Here is a 25,406-nt window from a genome sequence, read left to right on the forward strand (position 1 = left end):
GCGGCCGCAGCCGAGGGCGCCCGCGGCGGCGGTTCAGGACCCGCTCGCGCGCGGGCCGTTCGTGGCGGCCGCCAATCCGTTGGCGGTCGAGGCGGGCCTGAAGGTGCTGCGCGAGGGCGGCTCGGCGGTCGACGCGGCGGTGGCGGTGCAGGCCGTGCTCGGCCTGGTCGAGCCGCAGTCCTCGGGTCTCGGCGGCGGCGCCTTCATGATGGTGTTCGACGCCCGGACCGGCGAGGTCACCAGCTATGACGGCCGCGAGACCGCGCCGGCGGCGGCGACGCCCGGGCTGTTCTTCGAGAACGGCGCGCCGCTGGACTTCGGCGACGCGGTGCTGAGCGGACGGTCGACCGGGGCGCCGGGCGTGGTGGCCATGCTGGCCATGGCCCAGGCGGCGCACGGCCGGCTGCCGTGGGGCGCCCTGTTCGGCGACGCGGAACGACTGGCGCGCGACGGCTTCGAGGTCAGCCCGCGGCTGGCCGGCTTCATCGCCGCCACGCGCGGACAGGCGCGCACGCGCTGGGCCGATGCCTATTTCACCAAGACAGACGGCGGGCGCCATGCCGCCGGCGACGTCCTGCGCAACCCGGCCTATGCCGCGACGGTGGCCGAACTGGCGGCGGGCGGGGCCGAGGCCTTCTATCGGGGTAGGATCGCGCGCGAGATCGCCGCCACGGTGGCCGAAGGGCCGCGGCCGGGGGCCCTGACGGTCGAGGACATCGCCGCCTATCAGCCGATCGAACGCGGCGCCCTGTGCCGGCCGTACCGCGTCTATGTCATCTGCGTGCCCCCGCCCCCGTCCAGCGGGGTGGCGGTGCTGCAACTGCTCGCCATGGCTGAGGCGACGCCGGACATCACCCGGGGGCCCGACAGCGCCGAAGCCTGGACCGCCTTCGCCCAGCTGCAGCGGCTGATGTACGCCGACCGCGACCGGTACGTTGGCGACCCGGGGTTCACTCGCGTGCCGGTCCAGGGACTGCTGGACCCGACCTATGTGGCCGCGCGGGCGGCCCTGGCGCCGGGGCTGACGGGCGCGGCGGCGGCAGGGACGCCCCCGGGCGGCGTGCTGGCCGGGCCGGATGCGACGAACGAGCCGGCGGGGACCTCGCATTTCGTCATCGTCGACGCGGCGGGCAATGCGGTCAGCATGACCACCACGGTCGAAAGCGTGTTCGGCTCAGGCCGGATGGCGGCCGGCTTCTTCCTCAACAACCAGCTGACGGATTTCTCGTTCGCGCCGACGCGGGGCGACGGCGGGCCGGCGGCCAACGCCGCGGCGGCGGGCAAGCGGCCGCGATCCTCGATGTCGCCCATCCTGATCCTCGACCGGGAGGGTCGGCTGGTCGGGGCCCTGGGCTCGCCGGGCGGAACCGCCATCCTCGCCTACAACGCCCGGGCGCTGATCGCCGTGCTGGACTGGGGCTTGCCGGTGCAAAGGGCCTTTGACCTGCCCAATCTGGTGGCCAAGGGCGACGGGTTCGGCGCGGATACCCAACGCTTCTCCGATTCCTTGCGGGAGGGGCTTGCGGCGCGGGGCGTGACTCTCCGGCCCAACGACAGCGAGACCTCTGGCCTGCACGGCGGCATGTGGCGCGAGGGTCCGACGGGCTGGGGCTGGGACGGCGGCGCCGACGACCGGCGCGAGGGCGTGGCGCGGACGGAGTAGGGGGCAGGGATTGAGTCAGCCGTTGTTCGACGGAGGCGATCGCCGACCGCGTCAGAAAAACGCCTTCTTAATTCGCCAGCATGAAATGAAGCTCAGGAATAAAGACCCCGATATGATGAAAATTGATCGAGCGGATCCGTCGTATCCTGTAGCGGACCAGTAAAGCACAATCAGTGACATCGCCAACATCATGAGAGCGGTTGCGCGTTCCACTTATCGTGCCTCCAATCCTGTTTCCGGTCTTGCGCCCTTAATCAGGCTTGATCGACAGCTGAAACGCGATCAGCCCTTCGGACACGTCGTTGTCGACGCCGTTGGCGCGGCTCAGCTCCTCGACCTCGATCTCGCGATAGACCAGGGCGACGGAGCCCTGGACCGGGCCGCGCCGCATGGCCACGCCCAGGGAGGCGTCGCCGAGGAAGGCCCCTGCATCGTGACTGACGCCGGACCGGGCGAAGTCGCCGTCGCGGGTGCGGGCGAAATTATAGCCCACCGCGCGGCCTGAGCCGGCGGCGTAGAGATACCAGCGCGGCCGCTGGCCGAAGGCGTCCTCGCCCTCCGGAACCAGACGATCGAGATTCTCGCCGATGCGAAGCGTCGCGCCGGCCTCGGTCGTGCCGCCCCGCGAGCCGACGCCGACGCCGACGTGCGGCGTCAGGGTGACGTCGAGGCCGGACGCCGTCTGGCCGAGAGTCTCGGTCCAGCCGCGCGTATAGGTCAGGTCGTAGTGCTCGGTCTCATAGGCGGCCTGGTCCAGCGGTCCGGGCGGCAGGGGCGATCCGTCGACCCGGCGCACCGGCCCTTCGGTGCGCAGCCGCAGCCGGTCGTCGAAGGCGTCGTTCTCGAACCAGACGTCCCGGCTGGACGCGGCCCAGGGCGAGCCTCGGTCGCGTGGGGGCGCATAGCCGCTCCAGCCCTCGCCCGGGTCCATGGCAGGGCGATCCGCGCCGGCGAAACGGGCGTCGCGGTCAAGCCGGCTCAGCAGGTCGGAAACCGTGGCGGGGGGCGCGCGGGTGACCTGCCAGGGATCGGGCGCCGCCACCTGGGCGACGGCAGGCGACGCGTCGGCGAACGCCGGAGCCGCACAGGCCACAGCCGTCAAAACCCCAATCGAAACAACCGTCATACGCATCAACGGTCCCTCCCGATCCGTCAACAACCACGACCCTGCACGATGCGGGCCGCCTCGCCAACAGACTTTTGCGCCGGCGGACGAACGTCGACCGTACAGCGAGGTTCCGGGGTCACAGGGCGTCGAACGCCCCCCGGCCGCCTACTGACAGGCCAGGCACTCGTCATAGTCGGTGCGGGCCGCGCTGAAGAGGTCGGGCTGGTTGGGATCGATCTCTTCCTCGACCTTGGTCTCGGCGCCCGCGAAGGCCGCGCGCTGCACCGACTTGGAGCGCAGATAATAGAGCGACTTCACGCCCTTCTCCCACGCCGACCAGTGCAGCATGTGCAGGTCCCATTTGTTCACGTCGCCCGGGATGAACAGGTTGATCGACTGGGCCTGGCAGATTTCCGGGGCCCGGTCGGCCGACAGCTCGACGATCCAGCGCTGGTCCAGTTCGAAGGCGGTCTTGAAGATGGCCTTCTCGTCGTCGGTCAGGCCCTCGAGGTGCTGGACCGAGCCTTCATGCTCGAGGATCGAGCTCCAGACGGCCTCGGTGTCGATGCCCTTCTCGCCGAGGATGCGCTCCAGATAGGGGTTCTTGACCGCGAAGGAGCCGGACAGGGTCTTGTGGGTGTAGATATTGGCCGGGATCGGCTCGATGCCGGCCGAGGTGCCGCCGCAGATGATCGAGATCGAGGCGGTCGGGGCGATGGCCATCTTGTGGCTGAAGCGCTCCATGACGCCGCGCTCGGCGGCGTCCTCGCAGGGGCCCTTCTCTTCGGCCAGGATACGGCTGGCCTTGTCGGCCTCGCGGCGCAGATGTTTGAACAGCCGCATGTTCCACGACTTGGCCATGGCGGATTCAAAGGCCACGCCCTGCTGCTGCAGGAAGGAATGGAAGCCCATCAGGCCGAGGCCGACCGAACGCTCGCGCTTGGCCGAATAGACGGCCGCGGCCATGGCCGGCGGGGCGCGGCGGATGAAGTCCTCCAGCACATTGTCGAGGAAGCGCATGACGTCCTCGACGAATTTCGGCTCCTCGCGCCACTCCAGGAACATCTCGGCATTGACCGAGGACAGGCAGCAGACGGCGGTGCGGTCGACGCCGAGGTGGTCGCGGCCGGTGTGCAGCATGATCTCGGCGCACAGGTTGGACTGTTTGACCGACAGGCCCAGCTCGCGCTGGTGCGGCGCCATCTGGCGGTTCACCGTGTCGGAGAAGATCAGATAGGGCTCGCCGGTCTGCAGGCGGATCTCGAGGATCTTCTGCCACAGGGCGCGGGCGTCGACGGTCTTCACCACCGCCTTGTCCTTGGGCGACAGCAGGTCGAAGGTCCGGCCGTCGCGCACGGCCTCCATGAAGGCGTCCGAGATGTTGATGCCGTGGTGCAGGTTCAGGGACTTGCGGTTGAAGTCGCCCGAGGGTTTGCGGATCTCGAGGAACTCCTCGATCTCGGGGTGGTGGACGTCGAGGTACACCGCCGCCGAACCGCGGCGCAGCGAGCCCTGGCTGATGGCGAGCGTCAGGGAGTCCATCACGCGGATGAAGGGGATGATGCCCGAGGTCTGGCCCGCGCCCTTGACCTTCTCGCCGATCGACCGGACGCCGCCCCAGTAGGTGCCGATGCCGCCGCCGTTCGAGGCGAGGGCGACATTCTCGTTCCAGACCGACTGGATGCCGTCCAGGCTGTCGGCGACGGCGTTGAGGAAGCAGCTGATCGGCAGGCCGCGATCGGCGCCGCCGTTCGACAGCACCGGCGTCGACGGCATGAACCAGAGTTTGGACATGTAGTCATAGACGCGCTGGGCGTGGTCATGGTCGTCGGCATAGGCCGTGGCGACGCGGGCGAACATGTCCTGATAGCTCTCGCCGGCCAGCAGATAGCGGTCCTCGAGCGTCTTCTTGCCGAAGTCGGTGAGCAGGTCGTCGCGGGACCGGTCGAGATGGAGGGAGCGCACCACGGAGAGATGGGGCCGCGGCGTCGCGTCGCCCGCAACCGGCTGGAATTCCACTGTCTTCAACGCTTCGCCGCCGGCCATAATGCTGTCGCCCCTGAACTGGATCGTGCGAGAACCCCGCGTTCCAAACCACATCATCTTGTGGCTGGAACGTTTCCCACGCCCAGATATGGGGCGCAGATGGCTAACCAACCGTCAACGGGGTTGACGATCACTTTCTGTCCGAATCGCGATCAAGGCGGGGGATGAGCCTGTGGACAGGCCGCGACGCGGGCGTGACAGTGGACTCTCTCCGTTCATCACGAACGCGTGAGCGGAACGTCCCACAAGCGGGACCGTTTGGAGCCGATGACATCCTCCCCGATCCGTACTTTTCTTGGCCGCGCCTGGCGCATCGCCCGCGCCGAGATCACCGCGCTGAGCGCCCTGTTCATCATCGCCGTCGGGATCATGTCCTTCGTCGAACTCTCCGACGACATGACCGAGGCCGACGGTCAGGCCTTTGACCAGGCGGTTCTGACATGGATGCAGCCGACGCCGGGCGATCCGCGCGGCGGCTGGTGGCTGGAGGAGGCGGCCGCCGATCTGACCTCGCTGGGCGGCATATCCGTGCTGGCCCTGTTCGGGACGATCGCCCTCGTCTTTCTGATCATCCAGCGCAAACACCTGTCGGCCCTTCTGCTCGCCGCCGGCGTGGGCGGGGGCGTGGCCCTGAGCGAGGGTCTGAAGGCCCTGTTCGGGCGGGAGCGCCCGCCGCAGGACTTCCAGGCCGTAGACACCCTGAACGCCAGCTTCCCCTCCGGCCACGCCCTTCTCGCGGCGGTCTTCTATCTGACTCTCGGAGTCATGCTGACCCAGGCCTTTCCGAGACGGCATCTGAAGGCGTTCGTCCTCGGCGCGGCGATCCTGATCGCCGTGCTGATCGGTCTGACCCGCGTCTATCTGGGCGCCCACTGGGCCAGCGACGTCCTCGCCGGCTGGAGCGTCGGGGCGGCCTGGGCCATGGTCCTGTGGCTGGTGGCCTATGCGGTTCGCCGCCGTCAGGCCGTCCATGCCGGCGGTCCGCATGACGAGACCTTGCCCGGGGAAGCCATCACCGATACAGACCGCCCCGTCATCGGGGAGTAGCCGCCCGCGCCGTTCAGCGGGGTTCGCGTCAACACACTTCCTCTCGCCCGGAGAGGATGGCGCGTTCTTAAGTGGCCCTATCGTCTCGCGCGCGGCGCGAGACTGCTTGAGGGCGGACCGTATCGGTCCTCAAGCAGCGAGCCTCCGCGAGGCGAGCGTAGGACCGCCAACATGGCAAGACCGCTGGCTTCGCAGGGTGCTTCCACGCGGGGGCCGGCTGCGAATGCCAATGGTCTGTCCGCCGAACCCCCGCGAACGATGACGTCCTGGAAGCCTTCCTGATCTCCACCGGCCTCGTCTCCATCGCGGAGATCGGCGACAAGACCATGTTGCTGGCCATCATGCTGGCGGCGGCGTGGCGGCGACCGCTGCCGATTCTGCTCGGCATCCTGGTCGCGACCCTGGCCAACCACGCCGTTGCGGCCCTGGCGGGATCGGTGCTGGCGCGCTTCATGGACGGCGACTGGGTCCGCTGGGGCGTCGGCGTCGCCTTCCTCGGCTTCGCCGTCTGGGCCCTCATCCCCGACCGGTTCGACGAAACCCCTGACAAGGTCGAGAAGACCTTCTCCGGCGTCTTCTGGACCACCACCGCCGCCTTCTTCCTGATCGAGATGGGCGACAAGACCCAGGTCGCCACCGCCATGCTGGCGGCGCAGTTCCAGAACCTGCCCCTGGTCATTGCGGGCTCGACCCTGGGCATGATGCTGGTCAACGGTCCGGCGGTCCTGCTGGGCGAGACGGCGGCCCGTCGGCTGCCGCTGGCATGGATCCGCCTCGCGGCGGCGCTCGGGTTCGCGGCGACAGGGGTTTGGGTCCTGCTCGCGGGCTGATAGAACGGACGCTTCCCCGGAAAGTCCTGAACCGTATGCGTCTGTTCCTCCGCCTCGCCGGCGCCGTTGTCCTGATCGTCCTGCTCTTTCTGCTGCTGTCGCCCGGCGGGACCCTCGAGACGGAAGAGATCATCTGGGACAAGGCGGCGCATTTCATCGCCTTCGGCCTGATTCTGTGGAGCCTCGGGGTGCTCTTCCGGCGCCTGCCCCGGACCTGGGCGGCCCTGCTGGCCGTCGTTCTGGGAGGCGCGGTCGAGGTGGTGCAGGGCTATATCGGCCGTGATCCCAGCTGGGGCGACCTGCTGGCCGATGCGCTGGGCGTGGCGGTCGCGCTGCTGATCTGGGCGGCATGGCGCCGGTTCCGGCCGCGCGAGGCGCTTCAGACCTGAGATCCCGCGTCAGGGCTGGCGGCGGGGGCGTTCGTGAGCCGGCGAACCGCCGCCCGCCCGATGGGTCCGATTTGTTTACGGATTCACCTTAACGATCCAACGGTTGAACATGGGCCGGGGAGGCTCCGGTTGAAGGGTTGTTGGCGTCTATTCAGGCATGAAGCGGGCCGTGTCGCGGGTCCGCCCGCCCTGGCCTATGTCGTTCTTTACGCCGCCGCCCTGGCGGTGGGTTACTGGACCATGGTCCGGTTCGGCACGGCGACGATCTGGCTCGCCAACGGCGTCGCGGCCGCGGCCCTGCTGCAGCTGCACCGCCGCCCCGCCCTCGCGGTGCTGGCCGCCTGCGCGGCGCTGGACATCCTGATCAACAGCCTGCGAGGGACCCCCGCCTTCTATCTGGTCGCCAACGTCGTGCTCAACCTCGGCATGGCCATGGTCGCGGCGGTGCTGGCGCGGAGGGTCTGCGGCGCCGCCCTCGACCTGCGCCGCCCGGGCCGACTGACGCGGTTCGCCGCCCTGGCGGTGCTCCCGGCCACGACCCTGGCCGCCCTGGCCACCACGATCCTGCTTTCCGTCCTCGACCCAAAGCCGTGGGTGATCAGGGCGTTTGAGTTCCAGAACTATATCGCCGTCGAGGTGCTGGGATTGCTCCTTGTCACGCCGATCCTCCTGCTGCTGGCCCGCCGCCACCGCTTCGTCGGCGCGACGCGCGCGTCCACGGTCGAGGCCGCCGGTCTGATGGCGCTGATGCTGGCGGTCACCGGCCTGGTCTTCTGGCAGGATTTCGCGCCGCTTGGGTTCCTGTGCGTCCTGCCGCTGCTGCTGATCGCCCTGCGCCTGTCGCCGGCCATGACGGCGGTGGCCCTGATCCTCATGGCCGGCGTCAGCGGCGTCGCGACCCTGACCGGACATGGCCCCGTGCATCTGACCCGGCTGACTGACATCCCCGGCCTCGAGACCGTCTCGCCGATGCTGCGGCGGCTCGGCCTGTACAACCTGTTCCTTCTGGCCATGGTCGCGACCGTCCTGCCCGTCTCGACGGTGATCACCGAACGCCGCCGGCTGGAGGGTCGCCTGCGCGCCCGTACGGCCGCGGCCCATCAAGCCCGTCGGGTGGCCGAGGACGCGGCCGCCGCCCGCTCGCGCTTCCTGGCCATGATGAGCCATGAGATGCGCACCCCGCTCAACAGCGTGGCGGGGTTCGCCGATGTGCTGGCCGATCGTCCGGGTCTCGACGCGGACTCCGTGCGCCAGGCCCGACAGATCCGCGAATCCAGCGACGGCCTGCTGATGCTGGTCGAGGACATCCTCGACTTCGCCCGCGGCGACGACACCCTTTCCAACGAGCCGCTCGACCTGGCGGCGGTGGCGGGCGAGACGGTCACGCCCAGCCTCGTCGTGGCGAAGGCGCGCGGTCTCAAACTGACGGTCGATGACCGGCTGCCGGCCCGGGCCCGGTTCACCGCCGACCGCCGGGCGTTGCGCCAGGCCTTGCATCCGCTGGTCGCCAATGCGGTCAAGTTCACCGAGCGGGGCGAGATCGTCGTGCGGCTGGATCGCGCCGCCGACGGCGTCTGCATCCGGGTGTCGGATACCGGCTGCGGCATCGATCCGGGTTTCCTGCCCACCCTGTTCGACGCCTTCGCCCAGGCCGACGCCTCGATCCGCCGCAACCACTCGGGAGTCGGCCTCGGCCTGGCGCTGGCGGCGCGGCACGTGCGGCGCATGGGCGGGCGCATCGACGTCGACAGCCGGCCCGGCGAAGGCTCGACCTTCATCCTGCACCTGCCCTTCGACCGCGCCGCCGACGCCGACGCCGACGCCGTCGAGGACCTCGGAGCGGAGGATGCCGCGGCCGCCCAGGCCGGGGAGCCCGACCGTGACCCCTGTGTGCTGGTCGTGGACGACCACCCGGTCAACCGCGAGGTCGCCCGCATCATGCTGGAAGCCTTCGGCTGCACCGTGGTGGAGGTTTGCGACGGACAGCTGGCGCTCGACGCCGTGGCGCGGCAGTCGTTCGACCTGGTGCTGATGGACGTGCGGATGCCGGTCATGGACGGCCTGGAGGCCACGCGCCGCATGCGGGCCGCGGAAGGCGCGGCGGCCGGACTGTCGATCGTGGCCATGACCGCTGACGCCATGCCCGAGGATGTGACCCGTTGCCTCGCCGCCGGCATGAACGCCCACATGGCCAAACCGATCAACCAGGCCGGCCTGCTGGCGATGGTGAACCGGGCCCTGTCCGGCGATCTGCCGCCCGCGCGGGTGAGGATCGACGCCGAGGCGGCCTGAGCTCCGGCTTCAGCTTCCGTACCGGCCCTCGAACGGGAACCGCTCCGCCCAGAAGGCGGTCAGTTCCGGCAACGCATCGACGCGCCGCATGACTTCGCCCATGCGCGGCGCGACCTGGTGGAAACGTTCGCGGTGCGGCGTCCACCGGCTGGCCGTGGCGACATACAGGTCCAGAACCGTCAGCTCCGCGCCAAGAAGGAAACGGCCCGGTGCGATCTGGCTTTCCATCCTCGCCCAGCATTCCGCGATGCGTTCGGCGGTGCGGATCCGGATCGTCTCCTGCGCCGCGGGATCGTCCCCGGCCAGCCGCGACGGCACGTCCCGGACCCAGAACATCGAATAGATCGCCGCCGGGACAAAGGTCATCCAGCGCAGGAACTGCGCCCGCGCCGGATCGCACGGTTCCGGCGCCAGCGCCGCCTCCGGGTGCTGCTCGGCCAGCCAGATCAGGATGGCGGCGCTCTCTGTGATGGTCTCCCCGTCGGGGGTGACCAGGGCCGGGATCTGCCGCATCGGATTGACGGCGGCGACCTTGTCGCGCTCGGCGTCCCCCTCCCAGGTGACCGCCTCGATCACCTTGTACGGGGCGCCGATCAGGGTCAGGGCCGCCTCGACCGGGACAGAGCCCGAACCGGCGGCGCCATAGACGGTGTAGGTCATGGAGGCCTCCTCTTCCGTCCGCGAATGTAGTGCGACACGGGACCGCCCGCGCCCAAGACCTGCGCCTTCGGCCATAGGGAGGCCTTGGGCTTGTCCCCAGCCGCGTCCCCAGCCAACTGCGGGTCACCTACCAGATATAGCGGTCGCGCAAAAAGTGATCGCAACATAGCCGCAATTCGACTTGGCGCCGGGGCTGTCCGACCGCATGGTGAATGCACCCTCGGATTCGCCGACAGAGCCTCAGCACCCATGAACGCCCACGTCTCGATCATCCCCGCCGGCCCCGGCCTGCTGACGCCCTCGGCGGCCTACAAGCCGTTCCGCTATCCGTGGGCCTTCGACATGTGGAAGAAGCAGCAGCAGGTCCACTGGATGCCCGAAGAGGTGCCGCTGGGCGAGGACATGAAGGACTGGGCGGTCAATCTGACCGACTGCGAGCGCAATCTGCTGACCCAGATCTTCCGCTTCTTCACCCAGGCCGACATCGAGGTCCAGGACAACTACATGGAAAAATACGGTCGGGTGTTCAAACCGACCGAGGTCAAGATGATGCTGGCGTCCTTCGCCAACATGGAGACCATCCACATCGCGGCCTACGCCCTTCTGCTCGAAACCATCGGCATGCCCGAGAGCGAATTCGCCGCCTTCCTGGAATACGAGGCCATGCGCGACAAGCATGACTTCATGGGCAAGTTCGGGGTCGAGACCAACGCCGACATCGCCCGGACCCTGGCCATGTTCGGCGGTTTCTCGGAGGGGCTGCAGCTGTTCGCCTCGTTCGCGATGCTGATGAATTTCCCGCGCCAGAACAAGATGAAGGGCATGGGCCAGATCGTCAGCTGGTCGGTCCGCGACGAGAGCCTGCACTGCGAAGGCATCATCAAGCTCTACCATGCCTTCAACAAGGAGACGGGGGCGGTCACGCCCCAGGTCGCCAACGACATCGTCGAATGCTGCAAGACCGTGGTCGAGATGGAGGACCGCTTCATCGACCTGGCCTTCGAAATGGGCCCGGTGAACGGCATGACGCCGGACGACATCAAACAATACATCCGCTTCATCGCCGACTGGCGCCTGCGCCAGCTGCACCTGCCCGAGGTCTACGGCGTCAAGGAAAACCCGCTGCCCTGGCTGCAATCGCTGCTGTCGGGCGTCGAGCACGCCAACTTCTTCGAGGCCCGCGCCACCGAATACTCCAAGGCCGCCACGACCGGCGCCTGGCACGGCGCCGAGGGCGTCTGGGGCAGTTTCGACGCCATGATGAAGAAGCGGACGGAGGGGGCGGAGGCCTGAGCCGGACGAAGGATCTCGGACGCCGTCAGATCGCCGCGAACCACTCGTAGCCGCGGTCTTCCCAATAGCCGCCCTTGCCGCCGCCGATGTGGGCGAAGCTTTCGACCGCCTCGATCCGCCGGATGTATTTGGCGTGTTTGTAGCCCAGCTGCCGCTCGACCCTCAGCCGCAGCGGCGCGCCGTGAGGCACCGGCAGGACCTGCTGGTTCATGTCATAGGCCAGAATGGTCTGCGGGTGGCGGGCGTCGACCAGGTCGATGCTCTCATAATAGCGCTCGCCGTCCTCGCGCTGATCCAGGGCGTCGAAACAGTGGAAGACGATGAACCGGGCCTCGGGCTTCAGCCCGGCCTCGTCCAGCAGGGTCTCCAGCCGCACGCCGGTCCATTCGCCGATCGAGGTCCAGCCCTCGACGCAGTCGTGTTTGGTGATCTGCGTCCGCGCCGGCCGGGCGCGCAGCTCGGTCAGGCTCAGCGACAGCGGCCGCTCGACCAGTCCGTCGACGACCAGCCGATAGTCGGCGAAGCCGCTGGCCTTGAGCGCGCGGTAGTCCGACGCCGCCGGATCGACCGAGCCATTGGCCCGGAAGTCCGGCGAGATCTCGGCCCGGCTGTAGGTCGGGGCCAGGGCGTCGCGGGGAATCAGCAGCCTCTGGGCCCGGCGGGTCAGCCCTTCGCCCATGCGCCGCGCCTGTTCGGCCAGGCTGGTCCCGGCCTGGCCGCAGGCGGAGAGCAGGGCCGCGCCGGCCGTCGCCAGGGCGCCGGTCATCCAGCGGCGTCGGTTCATGGCGCGTCTCCCGGATCGGTCGGCGGCCGGCGCCGGAATTTCGGTCCGGCGCTGGAGCCCGGCGGCCCGATCACGAACCAGCCGGTGATCATCGACCGCATATTGTTGAACAGGCCGGTCCAGATCACCAGGCCGACGTGGATGACGATGAAGCCGACGACCAGGCCCGCCGCGATGAAATGCAGCGTCCGCGCCGACTGCCGCCCGCCCATGATTTCCAGCAGCACCCCGCCGACAGCGTTGAACCCGGGCGACATCGACAGGCCCGTCACCAGCATCAGCGGCAGGACGATCAGGATCATCGCCAGATAGGTCAGCTTCTGGATGACATTGTAGGCGCGGGCGTGATCGTCGGTCGGGAAATGGAACCGGGCGTGCTCCACGAGCGAGGCGCCGATGCCTTTCAGGTCCGCGCCGGTCGGCCACAGGCGGCGGCCCAGACGGCGGGTGATCAGGCCCAGAACCAGATAGGCCAGCCCGTTCAGGACGAAGATCCAGGCGAACAGGAAATGGTAGTTGCGCGCCTCGGCCAGGTTGCGGCCCTGCGGGATCAGGAGCCAGTTCGGCAGGGGCGGAATGCTCAGCCACGGCTCGGCGAAGGTCGAACGGATGCCCCAGTACAGATGCGGATGGGCCAGCAGGATGTTCAGCCCGCTCATGATCAGCACCACCACGGCGACGACATTGAGCCAGTGGGCCAGCCGCACCCAGGCGGGGTGGCGCCAGGTGTCGACGCGCCCGCCCGGCCGGGGCCGGTCCGCGCGCCTCGCCCGGGGCGCCGCCGGCGGTTCGGGGATGAAGTCAGTCAATGATCACCCCGCCCTTGCGTCGCTCCGCTGACGGTCTCACGACCGCCTCCAGCGCGCAACGCCGCCGGGCTCCGGGCGGCCAGCCTCAGTATTGGGGCGGCGCCGCGACGACGCAGACCCGACCGGAGCGCTGGCAGGCCTCGATTTCGGCCTCCCAGGCGGCGCGGTCGCGCTCATAGCGCAGACGCGCGGCCTCGGCGGCGGCGGCGTCCGCCTCCCACTGGGCGCGCTGGGTTTCCAGCCGCGCGGTCTCGGCGCGCCAGCGGGCGTCCTCGGCCTCCCAGGCGGCGGCGCCCTCAAGCTCCGAGCGTTCGGCGGCCTCGTTGCGGGCGACGATCCCGGCGTTCAGCTGGGCCGTGGCGGCCACCTCGGCGGGGTCCTGTTCGGCCTCCGACCCGGCGCTGTAGCTTTCCCCCCGCAGTCGCAACCATGCCTCCGACCCCGGCGCGGGGCTGGCGGTCGGGGTCTGGGGCGCGGTGGTCTGCCCGGTCGGCTTCGGCGCTGCGACCTGGGGCGGCGTCGTCTGGGCGGCGGCCGGGACGGCGGCCAGCAAGGCGATGGCCGCGGCGGCGAGGGCGAAACGGGTCATGGCGGCCTCCTGAGAACGGAAAAGCATGATGCGAAGCTGGGCGGTTTCACCCGTCTCCGCCAGTGATAACGCCGATCGGGCGACTTGGCGCCGGATCAGTGGGGAAGGCGTAGCGCGAAGGTGGTGCCCGTCGGCCCGGTCTCGACCAGGGTCAGGGCGCCGCCGTGGCTGGCGGCCAGTTCGCGGGAAATGGCCAGCCCCAGTCCGGCCCCGTCCGAGGCCCGGCCGCTGACAAAGGGCTCGAACAGGTTCTCGGACAGGCGCGGCGGAATGCCGGGCCCGTCGTCGGCGATCTGGATGACGCAGTCGCCGGTCTCCGTCGAGGCGGTGACGCGGACCACGCCCTTGCGGCCGGTGCGGCGGGTGGGATCGCCTTCAATCGCCTGGCGGGCGTTGCGCATCAGATTGACCAGGACGCGGTGCAACTGGTCGGGATCCGCGTGCACCGTCAGCCGGGCTGGAATCGACTTTGTCAGCCGCACGCCGTCAGCGGTCAGGCCGGCGTCTTCCGCCGCCGCGGCGATGGCGGGCGCCAGGGCGATGCGGACCCGCTGGGGCGGCGGCTCCTCGCTCTTGCCGTATTCCAGCACATTGCGTGACAGGGCCGCGGCGCGGCCGAGCGCCCGCTCCAGCCGCGGCAGGACGCGCGCGACCTCGGGGTCGGGGGAATCCGCCAGCCGCTCGGAGGCCATCTGGGCCGAGGTCAGCATGTTGCGCAGGTCGTGATTGATCTTGGCCACGGCCTCGCCCAGCGCGACCAGCCGGGCGCGGGAGCGCAGGGAGACGCGCACCTCCTCCTGCATCCGCGCCAGTTCGCGCTCGACCCGTCCGATCTCGTCATGCCGGTCGCTGGGCGGATCGCCCTCGGCCGCGGGGTCGAGGGCGAAATGTTCGATCGAGCGCGTCACCCGCCGCAGCGGCTGCAGCACCAGGAAGGCCAGACCGCCATACAGCAGCCCCCCCGCCACCAGTGAGATCAGCAGCGACATGAGCAGGCTGTTGAGCAGGAAGGCGCGCAGTTCGACCTTCAACGGCTCGGCGGGGGCGAGGATTTCGATGAAGTCGCCCGAGCGGTAGCGCGGCCGCGCCTGCACCCGGATGGATCGATCCGGGTGGCCGGACAAGGTGCGCCACGGGTCGGCGATCCGGGTCAGCGGCCGACTCTGGCGCAGGTCGATCAGGTCCGGCGTGCGCGGCAGGTTGGGGGCCTGAAGCAGCAGGCGCCGCACGCCCTGGTCGCCGACCACCACCGCCTGCACCCCGCCGATGGCCAGCAGCTGTTCGGCGGCGTCATCCTCGACGGCGGAATAGGGCAGGGCCTCGACCCCGACCGAGGCCAGTTCGGCCGATTGCAGCCGATCCAGTAGCCAGCGCTCGTGGAAGCTCGCCGCGCTGGGGACGATGATCAGGATCTCGACCACCACGGTGAAGAGGAAGGTCAGCAGCAGCAGCCGCCAGGCGAGGGCGTCCGGCGCTTGGAACCTGATCCGCTCGCGCCAGTCGGCGGGCAGGCGCAGGCGGCGCCGGACATCGCTCAGCAGGGGCCGGAAGCGGTTCATGCGCCGTCTAACGCAAGGGTCGGGCCAAAAGCTGCGCCGTTCACGCCGCCGCCTTCCGGCCGAGGGCCTTCTGCAGGCCCTTCAGCCCGAACGGCAGCACCACCGCGAGGACGAAAACCCCCGCCATCGGGGCCCAGAACTGGCCGAACAGCGCCTGGAAGTCGGGATCGGGATTGGTCGTCAGCAGCTGGTTCAATCGCGATCCGATCCAGCAGTAGATAATGTGGGCCGGCAGCAGGCCGATGACGGTGGCGACCGTATAGGGCGTCAGCCGCACGGCCATCAGCCCCGCCGCGATATTGATCATGTGAAAGGGCACGACGACCGCCAGACGCGACGCCAGGACGTACCAGAACGTATCCTTGTCGATGGCGTCGCAGACCTTCTGCATCAGACCCCTGTCGCGTTCCGCCTTCTGCCTCAGCGCCTCGCCCAGCGCGGATCGGGCCACGGCATAGACGATCAGGGCCCCCGCGGTGGCGGCGATCGAGGTCGAGACGCCGCCGACCCACGGCCCGAACAGATAGCCGGCGGTGATGGTGACGAAGAAGACGCCCGGCACCACGCTGGCGGTCAGGATGGCGAACGCCGCCATCAGGATCAGCAGGCACAGAAGGTAGTTGGCGTCCTTGAAGGCGTGGAACTCCGCCCCGTGATCGCGGATGGTGTCCAGCGACAGATAGCGGTTCCAGCCCGTGGCGAAGATCAGGATGATGACGCCGGCCAGCAGAATCAGGGGCAGAAAGCGTTTGAACCGGTCCATTGTCTCTCCGCAGGGGGGCTGTCGGCGTTGACACCGCGGGCCCTGCCGCTTATACGCCCGCCCTTCCCGCGACGGACGCCTTCCGCCGCCCTTTTAGTTTTCAGTCCCAGGAGCCGAACGTGAAACGGACCTATCAGCCGTCGCGACTCGTGCGCAAGCGCCGTCACGGCTTCCGTTCGCGGATGGCCACCAAGAACGGACAGAAGATCGTTGCGCGGCGTCGCGCCAAGGGCCGCAAGCGCCTGACGGCCTGATCGTCCGGCGCCCGGGTTCGGGCGCATGAGCGACCCTTTCAAAATCGAACGCATGACTTCGCGGCCCCAGTTTCTGGCGGCCGCGAAGGGCGTTTCAGAGGCCCGCGGCGCGGTGGTCGTCCAGCGGCTGGACCGCCACGACGGCGTTCCCACGGTGCGGCTGGGCTTCACCGCCACGCGCAAGGTCGGCAACGCCGTGATCCGCAATCGCGCCAAGCGCCGCCTGCGGGAAGCCGCCCGCGCCGCGGTCCCCCTGTTGGCGGTCCCCGGCAGCGACTATGTCTTCGTCGCCCGCATGGGCACGGCGGACCGTCCCTGGGACCGTTTGCTTGACGATGTGAAATCGGCGCTTACAAGGCTCGCGACCCCGCGACCGGCGCCCAAGTCCGCGCCTTCCCACCCCGCGCCCGCCGGCCAGGATTCCTGATCTCCATGCCTCCACACGATAACAGCCGCAACACGATCCTCTTCGTCGTGATCGCCGGCATCATGCTGATGGCCTACAGCTACTTCGTGATGGGCCCCCAGGCCGAGCGTCGGCAGGCGGCCCAGGAAGCCGCGGCTGAGCAGAACACGGGCGTGACGCCCGTCGGGGCCACGGGCCCGGCTCCGGCCGCCTTCATCAGCGACCGCACCGTGGCGCTGGGCCAGGGGGGCATCGCGCGCGTGCCGATCCAAACGCCGACCCTGACCGGGTCGCTGTCGCTGAAGGGTGCGCGGATCGACGATCTGTTCCTGACCCGCTACCGCGAAACCCTGGACGAGGGCTCGCCGCCGGTCGAACTGTTCCGCCCGCAGGGGATGGAGCACGCCTATCAGGCCCTGTTCGGCTGGAACGGAACCAATGTCCCCGGCGGCGTCCCCGGCGCGAACACCGTCTGGCGTCTGACCGAGGGGGCGACCCTGACCCCGACCACGCCGGTCACCCTGACGTGGGACAATGGCGCGGGCCTGCGGTTCACTCGTCGCATCGCGCTCGACGACCAGTATCTGTTCACGGTCACCGACACGGTCGCCAATTTCAGCGCCCAGCCCATCACCATCGCCCCCTTCGGCCGGGTCGAGCGCCAGGGCCTGCCGCCGGGACTGGGCAAGAACCAGATCCTGCACGAGGGCGCGATCGGCACCTTCGGAACGCCGGGCGACTACGCCACCCAGCAATCGAAATACAGCGCCTGGCTCAAGAAGCCGGTGCAGACCTTCGAAACGACCGGCGGCTGGATGGGGATCACCGACAAATACTGGTTGGCCGCCCTCATCCCGGACCAGACCGAGCGGCTCGACGCCGAGTTCCGGGTCCGCGACGTCAACGGCCTGATGGTCCACGAGGTCAATCTGCAGGGACAGGCCCGCACCATCGCGCCCGGCCGTCAGGTCACCGAGACCCAGCGTCTGTTCGCCGGCGCCAAGCGCAAGGAGATCCTCTCCGCCTATGAGCAGGCGCTGGATCTGCCGCGCTTCATCTACGCCATCGACTGGGGTTTCCTGTTCTTCCTGACCCGGCCGATCTTCATCGTCGTCGAGTTCTTCTACGGCGTGCTGGGCAATTTCGGTCTCGCCATCCTGGCCCTGACCCTGACCGTCCGCCTGTTCATGTTCCCGCTGGCCAACAAGAGCTACGAGAGCATGTCCAAGATGCGGACCCTCGCGCCCCAGATGGAGGCGCTGAAGAAGAAATATCCCGACGATCCGCCCGCCCAGCAGAAGGAGCTGATGGCGCTGTATCAGAAGGAGAAGATCAATCCGCTGGCGGGCTGTCTGCCCCTGCTGCTGCAGATCCCGGTCTTCTACGCCGTCTACAAGATGCTGTCGGTGACCATCGAGATGCGGCACCAGCCCTTCTTCGGCTGGCTGCAGGATCTGTCGGCGCCGGACCCCACCAATATCTGGAACCTGTTCGGCCTGATTCCCTGGGACCCGGCCTCGGCGCCCCTGATCGGCCAGTTCCTCGCCGGCGGCGCGGGCGGCTTCACCCTCGGCCTCAGCGTCCTTGCGATCATCTACGGCCTGACCATGTGGCTGCAGATGGCCATGAGCCCGCCGGCGCCCGATCCCATGCAGCGCAAGATCTTCGCCTTCATGCCGGTGATGTTCACCTTCATCATGGCCGGCTTCCCGGCGGGCCTGCTGATCTACTGGGGCTGGTCGAACATCCTGACCATCATCCAGCAGTATGTGATCATGCACCGGCTGAAGGCCGAGAACCCGATCGACACCTTCATCGAGCGGATGAAGAAGGCGAAGGCCTGACTTGGACGAGTTCACACCCGAGGAACTGGAGCAGGGGCGCATCCTGTTCGCGCGCCCCGCGACCTTCGTCATGGGCTGCGCCAAGATCGAGCAACTGCCCGATCCGGACCTGCCCGAGGTCGCCTTCGCCGGCCGGTCCAACGTCGGCAAGTCCAGCCTGATCAACGGCCTGGTCGGCATGCACAAACTGGCCCGCGCCTCTAACGAGCCGGGCCGGACGCGCGAGGTCAATTTCTTCGATCTCGACGGCAAGATGCGGCTGGTCGACCTGCCCGGCTACGGCTGGGCCAAGGCGTCCAAGTCGACGGTCAAGAAATTCCAGGACCTGGGCCGCGACTATCTGCGCGGCCGGGTCACGCTGAAGCGGGTCTATCTGCTGATCGACGCCCGCCACGGCCTCAAGAAGGTCGATGACGAGGCGCTCGACGCCCTCGACCTCGCCGCCGTCAGCTACCAGATCATCCTGACCAAGGCCGACAAGCTCAAGAAGGGCGAGGCCGAAAAGGTCCAGGAGGCCACCCTGAAGGCCGTCTCCAAACGCGGCGCCGCCTATCCGGCCGTCATCGTCACCTCGGCTGAAAAAGGCGACGGCATGCCTGAGCTCCGCGCCGAGATCATGCGCACCACGGGCGTGGTTCTCTAAAATTCCACTCATCCCGGCGAAAGCCGGGACCCAGTCTTGTCCAGCTTGACGCTTGCGTTTCAGGCCGATCTGTCCGTGTTCTCACCGGAAAGAGTTCATCACCCTAAGCACTGGGTCCCGGCTTTCGCCGGGATGAGCGGATGAGAGATTGATGCAGACCCGCCACATCCAGACCGACGGCCTCCGCCAGCAGATCCTCGAGTCCGGCTCCGGCCCGCTGGTCCTGCTGATCCACGGCTTCCCCGAACTCGGCGTCAGTTGGCGAGCGCAGGTGCAGGCCCTGGCCGACGCCGGCTACCACGCCGTCGCCCCCGACATGCGCGGCTACGGCGGCACGGACAAACCCGAAGAGCGTGACGCCTATTCGATCCTGCATCTGGTCGGCGACATGGTCGATCTGGTCCGGGCGCTGGGCGAAACATCCTGCGTCGTCGTCGGCCATGACTGGGGCGCGCCGGTGGCCTGGCACTGCGCCCTGACCCGGCCCGACATCTTCCGCGCCGTCTTCGGCCTGTCGGTCCCGTTCCAGCCGCGCCGTCCCAAGGGCCCGCCGACCGTCGCCATGGCCGCCATCTCGAAACGGCTCGGCCTCGGCGATCTCTACATCAGCCGCTTCCAGACCGACGACGCCCACGCGGTGTTCGACGCCGATCCGGCGACGGCCCTGCGCAAGATGTTCTTCGCCTACGACGGCGCCACCCCGGACGGCCGCCAGTCGACCGGCTTCATCCCCGAGGGGCAGAGCTTCATCTCGACCGTCCCCGACGACTCCGTCCTGCCGCCGTGGATGAGCCCGGATCATTTCGCCGAATACGTCGACGCCTTCGCCGCCGGCGGTTTCAAGGGGCCGGTCGACTGGTATCGCAACCTCGACCGCAACTGGTCGCTGACCGCCCATCTTCAGGACGCCCGCATCTCCGTGCCCGCCGCCTTCGTGGTCGGCGAGCGCGATCCGGTCCGGCACTACTCGGGCCAGCACGAGGCCGGGTTGAAGGACCAGGCGCCGGATCTGCGGATGCAGGTCGTCATCCCCGGCGCCGGCCACTGGATCCAGCAGGAACGGGCCGAAGAGGTGAACCGCCTGCTGCTGGAATTCCTGGGCGGGCTCTAGGCGGGGGCCTGGAGATCCGCCACCGCCTCGGCCGTGATCTCCAGACTGCGGATACGGTCGTCGAGGTCGAACACCATGCCGGTGACCATGACCTCGTCCACGCCGGTCTGGCGGATGAACGCCGCCAGCCTGTCCCGCACCGTCTCGCGCCCCCCGACCGCCGCATAGGTCAGCCGGCTCTGCACCGCCGCCAGCTGTCGGGCGTCCAGCACCGCGGTGATGTCGTCCACCGGCGGCTTCAGTCGTCCCGGCCTGCCGGTCACCACCGCGGCGAAGGCCTGCTGCATCGAGGTCGACAGCCGCTGCGCCGCCGCGTCCGTGTCGGCGGCGAAGACATTGACCACGGCCATCGCATACGGCGTCTCCAGCGCCTTCGACGGCCGGAAGCCGGCACGATAGGTCTGCAGCGCCTGCATCAGCAGTTCGGGCGCGAAATGGCTGGCGAAGGCGAAGGGCAGGCCCAGATGCGCGGCCAGTTCGGCGCTGAACAGGCTGGACCCCAGCAGCCAGAGCGGAATCCTCGATCCCGCCCCCGGCCAGGCCGTGACCCGCTGACCCGCGACCGGATCGCCGAGGAACGCCTGCAGCTCCATCACATCCTGCGGGAAGCGGTCGGCGCCCTCGAAATAGCGGCGCAGCGCCCGCGCCGTCTCGCCGTCCGTCCCCGGCGCGCGCCCCAGACCCAGGTCGATCCGGCCCGGGTACAGGGCCTCCAGCGTCCCGAACTGTTCGGCGATGACCAGCGGCGCGTGGTTGGGCAGCATGACCCCGCCGGAGCCGACGCGGATGCGCTCGGTCGCGCCCGCCACCTGTCCGATGACCACGGCCGTCGCCGCACTGGCGATGCCGGGCATGTTGTGGTGCTCGGCCAGCCAGAACCGCTTGAACCCCAGCCGGTCGGCGGCCTGGGCGAAGGCGGTGGTTTCCAGAAGCGCGCGCCGCATGTCGCCGCCCTCGACGACGGGCGACAGGTCGAGAACAGAGAATGCGGTCATGTCCCGCTAGATCGGGTCCATGCGTTGCGATTCAAGACCTTCGACGCGCCGCGTCAGACCGGGTGGGTCGGTTCCGGCTTGGCTGCCGGGGCCGGTTCGGGGGTCGAGGGCACGTCGGGCAGGGGGATGAACTCCACATCGTCCTCGACCGGCAGCGCCATCCGCCCGGCCTTCCAGTCAGCCTTGGCCGCATCGATCTTGGCCTGGGACGACGAGACGAAATTCCACCAGATCACCCGCGGCCCGACCGGCTCGCCGCCCAGCACCATCACGGTCGACGGCCGGATCGCCTTGATGGTCGGCTCGGCGGTCGGCTCCAGCACGATCATCTGGCCTTCGTGGAAGGTCCGGTCGCCGACCTCGATCTCGCCCTTGGCGACATAGAGCGCCCGCTCCGAATAGCCCCCGGCGCCCTTGCCCGGCGGTGGGGCGGTCCGAACGCCCTCGGCCAGTTCCCAATGGACGTAGAACAGCGGCGATGCGGTCTTCACCCGCGCCGAGGCGCCATAGGCCTCGCCCGCCACCAGCCGCGCGAACAGGCCGGCGTTCTCATAGGCCGGAAGGTCAGGCCCGGCGTAGTGATGGAAGTTCGGGTCGCAATCCTCGCTCTCGCCGGGCAGGGCGATCCAGGCCTGCATCCCGTGCATCGGCCCGCCCTCGGCCCGCTTCGTCGGGGTGGTCCGCTCGGAATGGACGATGCCCTTGCCGGCCGTCATCCAGTTGACCTCGCCCGGACGGACCGCCTGGATCGCGCCGGTGTTGTCCCGGTGCATGATCTCGCCCTCGAACAGATAGGTCAGGGTCGACAGGCCGATGTGCGGGTGAGGGCGGACGTTGATCGCCTCCGACCCCGGCGCGAACTCGGCGGGCCCCATCTGGTCGAGGAAGATGAAGGGGCCGACCATGCGACGGGCGTGGAACGGCAGGATCCGTCCCACGTCGAAACCGCCCAGGTCCTTGCGGCGGGCGTCGATCACCATCTCGATCATGTCAGGCTCCGTTCAGTCCAGCGGCAGCCTTGCGATCACCGCCGGCGCGGGCGCCGCCGTCGTCTGCGCCCCGTCGCCGCCGAAATCGCTCCACTGCGAGCGGGAAACGAACACCAGTTCGCCGTTCCGGACCAGCCCTGTCGTGGGTTCGTCGATCATCGGCAGGTTGGCGGCCATCACCTCGACGGTCAGGATCGACGTCCAGCCGGCGTCCAGCGCGAACTTCAGCACCCGCTGCGGCGCCACGCCGTTCTGGAAACCGTAGAGGAACCGGCCGTCGGTGGTCAGGCCGTCCACGCCGATCAGGCTGTCGATCGCGGGTTGGGGCAGGCGCGTCGCCGCCCCGGTCGCCCGGTCCACCCGCCACAGACCCGAGGAATAGTCCGCGACGATCAGGGCCGTCCCGTCCGGCGTGACCGCCATCCCCTGCGGCGACCCCAGCGTCCCGGCGGGCAGCAGCACCTCCAGCACCGACCCGCCCGGCCTCAACATCAGCAGCTCGCCGGTCACCGAATCGGCGACATGGATCGTCCCGTCCGGCGCGCGGACGACGTCGCCCAGCCCGCGTTCCAGCGCGCCCGACGGCGCGGCGAGGCGGGCGAGCAGGGCGCCGGTCGCCAGATCGATTTTCAGAAGTTCCGGGGGCGGAAGGACGGCGTCCGCGCCGAGTCCGTAGACGGCCGGCGGCAGCGGCGATGTCGCAGCCCACAGCAGGCCCGCCTCGGGGTCGATCGCCATGCCCAGCACGCCGCCGATCTCCGGAGCCGCGCCGGGAACCAGAAAGTCCGCTGCCGTCCCGTCGTCGGCCAGCGCCACGATCGTCCGCCCCCGCACCTGCGACACCAGCCAGCGCCCCCGCGCCTCGTCGCGGACCAGGCTTTCCACAATGACGGAGCCGTCCAGCCGGGCGACTTCGGACAGCCGGTCCGCCCCGACAGGCGCGCGGTTGGCCTCGATGACAGCGGCGAGGGCGTCGAAGTCCGGATGCCCGGTCAGGGCCGACAGCGCCGGGTCTGCGGCCAGGTTCATCGCCAGACCCGCCCCGGCATAGCGATTCAGCTGGGTCATGGCCTCTTCGGGCTGTCCGGCTCCGACCGCCAGCCGCGCCCGCATCAGCATCAGCCCGGGATGGTTGGGAATGCGCGTGTCGGCCTCGGCCAGCAGACGGGTCGCGCCGGCCAGGTCGTCCGCATTGGCGGCGGCGACGCCCTCGGCGCGCAGGCGGCGAAAGGCGGCGACGTCGGATTCCGCGGAAGCGGCGGCCGTCGCTGGATCCTGCGCCGCCGCGGCCCCGGCGACGGGCAGGGCAAGCAGCCCGGCCAGTGTGATGACGGTCGCGATACGCATGGCGATCCTCCCCAAGGTCGCCGCGACTATCGACGGCGCAGCCGGGCGCGCCAACTCAAGGATTGGTAATGTGGCTCAGCTGACGTGCGGGGTGATGATGCCCAGCGGCAGGGTGGTCACATTCTTCACGCCGCGGGTGACGATATGGCTCTCGCAGTCCGAGACGATGCCCAGGCTGAGCAGCTTGTTGCGCAGGAACTGGTCAAAGGCGTGCATGTCCGAGGTGATGATGCGCAGCACATAGTCCTCGCGGCCGGTGATGGTGGCGCATTGCACCACCTCGGGCCACTGGCCGACGGCGGCCTCGAAGGCGTCGAGGTTCTCGGTCGAGGGCAGGCTCAGCTTGACGATCGCATAGACCTCGAAATCCAGGCCCAGCTTGGTCGCGTCCAGCAGGGTGACCCGCTTGCGGATGAAGCCCGTATCCTCCAGTCTCTTGATGCGTCGCCAGCAGGGCGAGGCCGACAGGCCGACCCGATCCGCCACCTCGGCCACCGACAATCCGGCGTCCTGTTGCAGGATGTCCAGAATTCGGGCGTCGACGGGATCCAGATCGTCAGCCAAGGCGTTTCTCCTGATCGTACTATGACGCAATAAAATACCTCCGATCGGCGCAGTGCAAGGTCAAATTCAGGCGAGCCTTGCCTGGGAGAGCGTGCTAAATCGCAGCCGAGGAAACGCGGTCGGATCAACCGGACGGGACGGAATGAAGAAGCCCAATAGCCAAGCCTTGTCTTTGCGCGTGCCCGAGCCCTCGGGCCGGCCCGGCGACCCCACCGACTTCAGCCATCTGAAGCTCGACCCGGCCGGCGCCGTCGAGCGGCCCGCGGTCTCGACCACGCCGTTCGACATGCGCGACCACGCCTTCCGGCTGGTCCGGGTGCTCGACGACGACGGCAAGGCCGTCGGTCCGTGGAACCCGAAACTGGACCCCGAGACCCTGCGCAAGGGTCTCAAGGCCATGATCCTGACCCGGGCCTTCGACGACCGGATGCATCGCGCCCACCGTCAGGGCAAGACCAGCTTCTATATGAAGTGCACGGGCGAGGAGGCCATCGCCGTCGCCCAGGGCATGATCCTGTCCCGCGAGGACATGGGCTTCCCGACCTACCGCCAGCAGGGCCTTCTGATCGCGCGCGGCTATCCGCTCGCGACCATGATGAACCAGATCTATTCCAACGCCTCGGACCCGATCAAAGGCCGCCAGCTGCCGATCATGTATTCGGCCAAGGACTACGGCTTCTTCACCATCTCGGGGAACCTCGGCACCCAGGTGCCCCAGGCCGTGGGCTGGGCCATGGCCAGCGCCTACAAGGGCGACGACAAGATCGCCATCAGCTGGATCGGCGACGGCGCCACCGCCGAGGGCGACTTCCACAACGCCCTGACCTTCGCCTCCGTCTATCGCGCCCCGGTCATCCTCAACATCGTCAACAACCAGTGGGCCATCTCGTCCTTCATGGGCATCGCCGGCGGGCTGGAGACCACCTTCGCGTCCAAGGCCATCGGCTACGGCCTGCCGGCCCTGCGCGTCGACGGCAATGACTTCCTCGCCGTCTGGGCCGCGACCCAGTGGGCCGAAGAGCGTGCGCGCTCCAACCAGGGCGCGACGGTCATCGAGCTGTTCACCTATCGCGGCGCCCCGCACTCGACCTCGGACGACCCCAGCCGCTACCGCCCCGCCGACGAGCACGACAAATGGCCGCTCGGCGATCCGATCGCCCGCCTGAAACAGCATCTGATCGCCCTCGGCGAATGGTCCGACGACCAGCAGACCGCCGCCGAGGCCGAGGCCGTCGACCAGGTCCGCGCCGCCGGCAAGGAGTCCGAGGCCATCGGCACCCTCGGCCAGTCGCGGCCCTCGGTGAAAACCATGTTCGAGGAAGTCTACGCCACCGAGGACTGGCGCATCACCGAACAGCGGCGCGAGGTGGGAGTCTGATCATGAGCGAGCAAACCACCTTCACCGAAGCCAACCGCACCGA

General features: G+C 68.9%; 24 protein-coding genes. 12 read left to right on the plus strand and 12 right to left on the minus strand.

Features of this window, described 5'->3' with window-relative positions; genetic code table 11:
- A partial coding sequence (locus B2742_RS11395) for a gamma-glutamyltransferase family protein (protein WP_292066305.1) occupies positions 1-1,663 on the plus strand: 1,663 nt, incomplete at its 5' end.
- Positions 1,664-1,913: 250 nt separating this feature from the next.
- Here B2742_RS11395 and B2742_RS11400 read toward each other — a convergent pair.
- Positions 1,914-2,795 (minus strand): lipid A-modifier LpxR family protein, encoded by an 882-nt coding sequence (locus B2742_RS11400; RefSeq protein ID WP_292066307.1) that lies wholly within the window; start codon positions 2,793-2,795, stop codon positions 1,914-1,916.
- Between the two features lie 141 nt (positions 2,796-2,936).
- Positions 2,937-4,871 carry a ribonucleoside-diphosphate reductase subunit alpha gene (locus tag B2742_RS11405; protein ID WP_414633062.1) on the minus strand — a complete coding sequence of 645 codons (1,935 nt, stop codon included), beginning with the start codon at positions 4,869-4,871 and terminating at the stop codon, positions 2,937-2,939.
- A gap of 213 nt (positions 4,872-5,084) precedes the next feature.
- On the opposite strand from B2742_RS11405, the gene B2742_RS11410 reads away from it, so the two are divergent.
- The 4 genes from B2742_RS11410 (at position 5,085) to B2742_RS11425 (ending at position 9,375) form a co-directional block, all read left to right on the plus strand.
- Positions 5,085-5,864, plus strand: coding sequence for a phosphatase PAP2 family protein (locus B2742_RS11410; protein WP_292066311.1), 780 nt, complete (start codon positions 5,085-5,087; stop codon positions 5,862-5,864).
- Positions 5,865-6,145: 281 nt separating this feature from the next.
- Positions 6,146-6,694, plus strand: coding sequence for a TMEM165/GDT1 family protein (locus B2742_RS11415; RefSeq protein WP_349681127.1), 549 nt, complete (start codon positions 6,146-6,148; stop codon positions 6,692-6,694).
- Positions 6,695-6,729: 35 nt separating this feature from the next.
- Positions 6,730-7,083 (plus strand): VanZ family protein, encoded by a 354-nt coding sequence (locus B2742_RS11420; protein WP_292066312.1) that lies wholly within the window; start codon positions 6,730-6,732, stop codon positions 7,081-7,083.
- A gap of 129 nt (positions 7,084-7,212) precedes the next feature.
- Positions 7,213-9,375, plus strand: coding sequence for a hybrid sensor histidine kinase/response regulator (locus B2742_RS11425; protein ID WP_292066317.1), 2,163 nt, complete (start codon positions 7,213-7,215; stop codon positions 9,373-9,375).
- Positions 9,376-9,384: 9 nt separating this feature from the next.
- Here B2742_RS11425 and B2742_RS11430 read toward each other — a convergent pair whose 3' ends face one another.
- Positions 9,385-10,035, minus strand: coding sequence for a glutathione S-transferase family protein (locus B2742_RS11430; protein WP_292066320.1), 651 nt, complete (start codon positions 10,033-10,035; stop codon positions 9,385-9,387).
- A 249-nt stretch (positions 10,036-10,284) separates the two neighbouring features.
- Between B2742_RS11430 and B2742_RS11435 the strand changes: the two genes are divergently transcribed.
- The gene (locus B2742_RS11435) at positions 10,285-11,328 is read left to right on the plus strand and encodes a ribonucleotide-diphosphate reductase subunit beta (RefSeq protein WP_292066322.1); all 1,044 of its coding nucleotides are present in this window, start codon (positions 10,285-10,287) and stop codon (positions 11,326-11,328) included.
- A 25-nt stretch (positions 11,329-11,353) separates the two neighbouring features.
- Here the strand turns inward: B2742_RS11435 and B2742_RS11440 are convergent, their stop codons facing one another.
- From B2742_RS11440 to B2742_RS11460, 5 genes are all read right to left on the minus strand, one after another.
- Positions 11,354-12,112 carry a molybdopterin-binding protein gene (locus tag B2742_RS11440; protein WP_292066324.1) on the minus strand — a complete coding sequence of 253 codons (759 nt, stop codon included), beginning with the start codon at positions 12,110-12,112 and terminating at the stop codon, positions 11,354-11,356.
- Positions 12,109-12,921, minus strand: coding sequence for a cytochrome b/b6 domain-containing protein (locus B2742_RS11445; RefSeq protein ID WP_292066325.1), 813 nt, complete (start codon positions 12,919-12,921; stop codon positions 12,109-12,111). Before B2742_RS11445 ends, B2742_RS11440 begins: the two co-directional genes overlap by 4 nt.
- An 85-nt stretch (positions 12,922-13,006) precedes the next feature.
- Positions 13,007-13,510 (minus strand): hypothetical protein, encoded by a 504-nt coding sequence (locus B2742_RS11450; RefSeq protein WP_292066328.1) that lies wholly within the window; start codon positions 13,508-13,510, stop codon positions 13,007-13,009.
- A gap of 95 nt (positions 13,511-13,605) precedes the next feature.
- The gene (locus tag B2742_RS11455; protein WP_292066331.1) at positions 13,606-15,069 is read right to left on the minus strand and encodes a sensor histidine kinase; all 1,464 of its coding nucleotides are present in this window, start codon (positions 15,067-15,069) and stop codon (positions 13,606-13,608) included.
- Positions 15,070-15,109: 40 nt separating this feature from the next.
- Positions 15,110-15,832, minus strand: a complete 723-nt coding sequence (locus B2742_RS11460) for a TVP38/TMEM64 family protein (RefSeq protein WP_292066334.1) — start codon at positions 15,830-15,832, stop codon at positions 15,110-15,112.
- 119 nt (positions 15,833-15,951) lie between these two features.
- Between B2742_RS11460 and rpmH the strand changes: the two genes are divergently transcribed.
- The 5 genes from rpmH to B2742_RS11485 all read left to right on the plus strand — a co-directional run bounded on the left by rpmH (position 15,952) and on the right by B2742_RS11485 (position 20,090).
- Complete coding sequence (rpmH, locus tag B2742_RS11465) at positions 15,952-16,086, plus strand: 50S ribosomal protein L34 (RefSeq protein WP_003164000.1); 135 nt, start codon at positions 15,952-15,954, stop codon at positions 16,084-16,086.
- 25 nt (positions 16,087-16,111) lie between these two features.
- Positions 16,112-16,513, plus strand: coding sequence for a ribonuclease P protein component (rnpA, locus tag B2742_RS11470; protein ID WP_292066336.1), 402 nt, complete (start codon positions 16,112-16,114; stop codon positions 16,511-16,513).
- A gap of 5 nt (positions 16,514-16,518) precedes the next feature.
- Entirely contained in the window at positions 16,519-18,336 is a 1,818-nt protein-coding gene (yidC, locus tag B2742_RS11475; protein WP_292066339.1) for a membrane protein insertase YidC, read from the plus strand.
- Between the two features lies 1 nt (position 18,337).
- Positions 18,338-18,979: a ribosome biogenesis GTP-binding protein YihA/YsxC gene (gene yihA, locus B2742_RS11480; protein WP_292066341.1), complete on the plus strand. Its 642-nt coding sequence runs from the start codon at positions 18,338-18,340 to the stop codon at positions 18,977-18,979.
- 151 nt (positions 18,980-19,130) lie between these two features.
- Positions 19,131-20,090, plus strand: a complete 960-nt coding sequence (locus B2742_RS11485; RefSeq protein ID WP_292066344.1) for an alpha/beta fold hydrolase — start codon at positions 19,131-19,133, stop codon at positions 20,088-20,090.
- On the opposite strand, the gene B2742_RS11490 is transcribed toward B2742_RS11485, so the two are convergent.
- From B2742_RS11490 to B2742_RS11505, 4 genes are all read right to left on the minus strand, one after another.
- Positions 20,087-21,085, minus strand: a complete 999-nt coding sequence (locus B2742_RS11490; RefSeq protein WP_292066346.1) for an LLM class flavin-dependent oxidoreductase — start codon at positions 21,083-21,085, stop codon at positions 20,087-20,089. The two genes, B2742_RS11485 and B2742_RS11490, sit on opposite strands and share 4 nt — an antisense overlap.
- Positions 21,086-21,138: 53 nt before the next feature.
- Positions 21,139-22,074, minus strand: coding sequence for a pirin family protein (locus B2742_RS11495; protein ID WP_292066349.1), 936 nt, complete (start codon positions 22,072-22,074; stop codon positions 21,139-21,141).
- 12 nt (positions 22,075-22,086) lie between these two features.
- The gene (locus B2742_RS11500) at positions 22,087-23,421 is read right to left on the minus strand and encodes a hypothetical protein (RefSeq protein ID WP_292066356.1); all 1,335 of its coding nucleotides are present in this window, start codon (positions 23,419-23,421) and stop codon (positions 22,087-22,089) included.
- A 75-nt stretch (positions 23,422-23,496) separates the two neighbouring features.
- Positions 23,497-23,985, minus strand: coding sequence for an Lrp/AsnC family transcriptional regulator (locus B2742_RS11505; protein ID WP_292066359.1), 489 nt, complete (start codon positions 23,983-23,985; stop codon positions 23,497-23,499).
- Between the two features lie 142 nt (positions 23,986-24,127).
- Between B2742_RS11505 and B2742_RS11510 the strand changes: the two genes are divergently transcribed.
- Positions 24,128-25,363 (plus strand): thiamine pyrophosphate-dependent enzyme, encoded by a 1,236-nt coding sequence (locus tag B2742_RS11510; protein WP_292066361.1) that lies wholly within the window; start codon positions 24,128-24,130, stop codon positions 25,361-25,363.
- The last annotated feature ends 43 nt before the right edge of the window (positions 25,364-25,406 follow it).

This window comes from Brevundimonas sp. UBA7664 (assembly GCF_002483305.1).
Lineage (GTDB): Bacteria > Pseudomonadota > Alphaproteobacteria > Caulobacterales > Caulobacteraceae > Brevundimonas.

Excerpts from the sequence above, each read along its gene's own strand:
- B2742_RS11400 (WP_292066307.1), bottom strand. The coding sequence starts at position 2,795 with ATGCGTATGACGGTTGTTTCGATTGGGGTTTTGACGGCTGTGGCCTGT.
- B2742_RS11405 (WP_414633062.1), bottom strand. The coding sequence starts at position 4,871 with ATGTGGTTTGGAACGCGGGGTTCTCGCACGATCCAGTTCAGGGGCGAC.
- B2742_RS11410 (WP_292066311.1), top strand. The coding sequence starts at position 5,085 with ATGACATCCTCCCCGATCCGTACTTTTCTTGGCCGCGCCTGGCGCATC.
- B2742_RS11420 (WP_292066312.1), top strand. The coding sequence starts at position 6,730 with ATGCGTCTGTTCCTCCGCCTCGCCGGCGCCGTTGTCCTGATCGTCCTG.
- B2742_RS11430 (WP_292066320.1), bottom strand. The coding sequence starts at position 10,035 with ATGACCTACACCGTCTATGGCGCCGCCGGTTCGGGCTCTGTCCCGGTC.
- B2742_RS11435 (WP_292066322.1), top strand. The coding sequence starts at position 10,285 with ATGAACGCCCACGTCTCGATCATCCCCGCCGGCCCCGGCCTGCTGACG.
- B2742_RS11440 (WP_292066324.1), bottom strand. The coding sequence starts at position 12,112 with ATGAACCGACGCCGCTGGATGACCGGCGCCCTGGCGACGGCCGGCGCG.
- B2742_RS11450 (WP_292066328.1), bottom strand. The coding sequence starts at position 13,510 with ATGACCCGTTTCGCCCTCGCCGCCGCGGCCATCGCCTTGCTGGCCGCC.
- B2742_RS11455 (WP_292066331.1), bottom strand. The coding sequence starts at position 15,069 with ATGAACCGCTTCCGGCCCCTGCTGAGCGATGTCCGGCGCCGCCTGCGC.
- B2742_RS11460 (WP_292066334.1), bottom strand. The coding sequence starts at position 15,832 with ATGGACCGGTTCAAACGCTTTCTGCCCCTGATTCTGCTGGCCGGCGTC.
- rnpA (WP_292066336.1), top strand. The coding sequence starts at position 16,112 with ATGAGCGACCCTTTCAAAATCGAACGCATGACTTCGCGGCCCCAGTTT.
- yidC (WP_292066339.1), top strand. The coding sequence starts at position 16,519 with ATGCCTCCACACGATAACAGCCGCAACACGATCCTCTTCGTCGTGATC.
- B2742_RS11485 (WP_292066344.1), top strand. The coding sequence starts at position 19,131 with ATGCAGACCCGCCACATCCAGACCGACGGCCTCCGCCAGCAGATCCTC.
- B2742_RS11490 (WP_292066346.1), bottom strand. The coding sequence starts at position 21,085 with ATGACCGCATTCTCTGTTCTCGACCTGTCGCCCGTCGTCGAGGGCGGC.
- B2742_RS11495 (WP_292066349.1), bottom strand. The coding sequence starts at position 22,074 with ATGATCGAGATGGTGATCGACGCCCGCCGCAAGGACCTGGGCGGTTTC.
- B2742_RS11500 (WP_292066356.1), bottom strand. The coding sequence starts at position 23,421 with ATGCGTATCGCGACCGTCATCACACTGGCCGGGCTGCTTGCCCTGCCC.
- B2742_RS11510 (WP_292066361.1), top strand. The coding sequence starts at position 24,128 with ATGAAGAAGCCCAATAGCCAAGCCTTGTCTTTGCGCGTGCCCGAGCCC.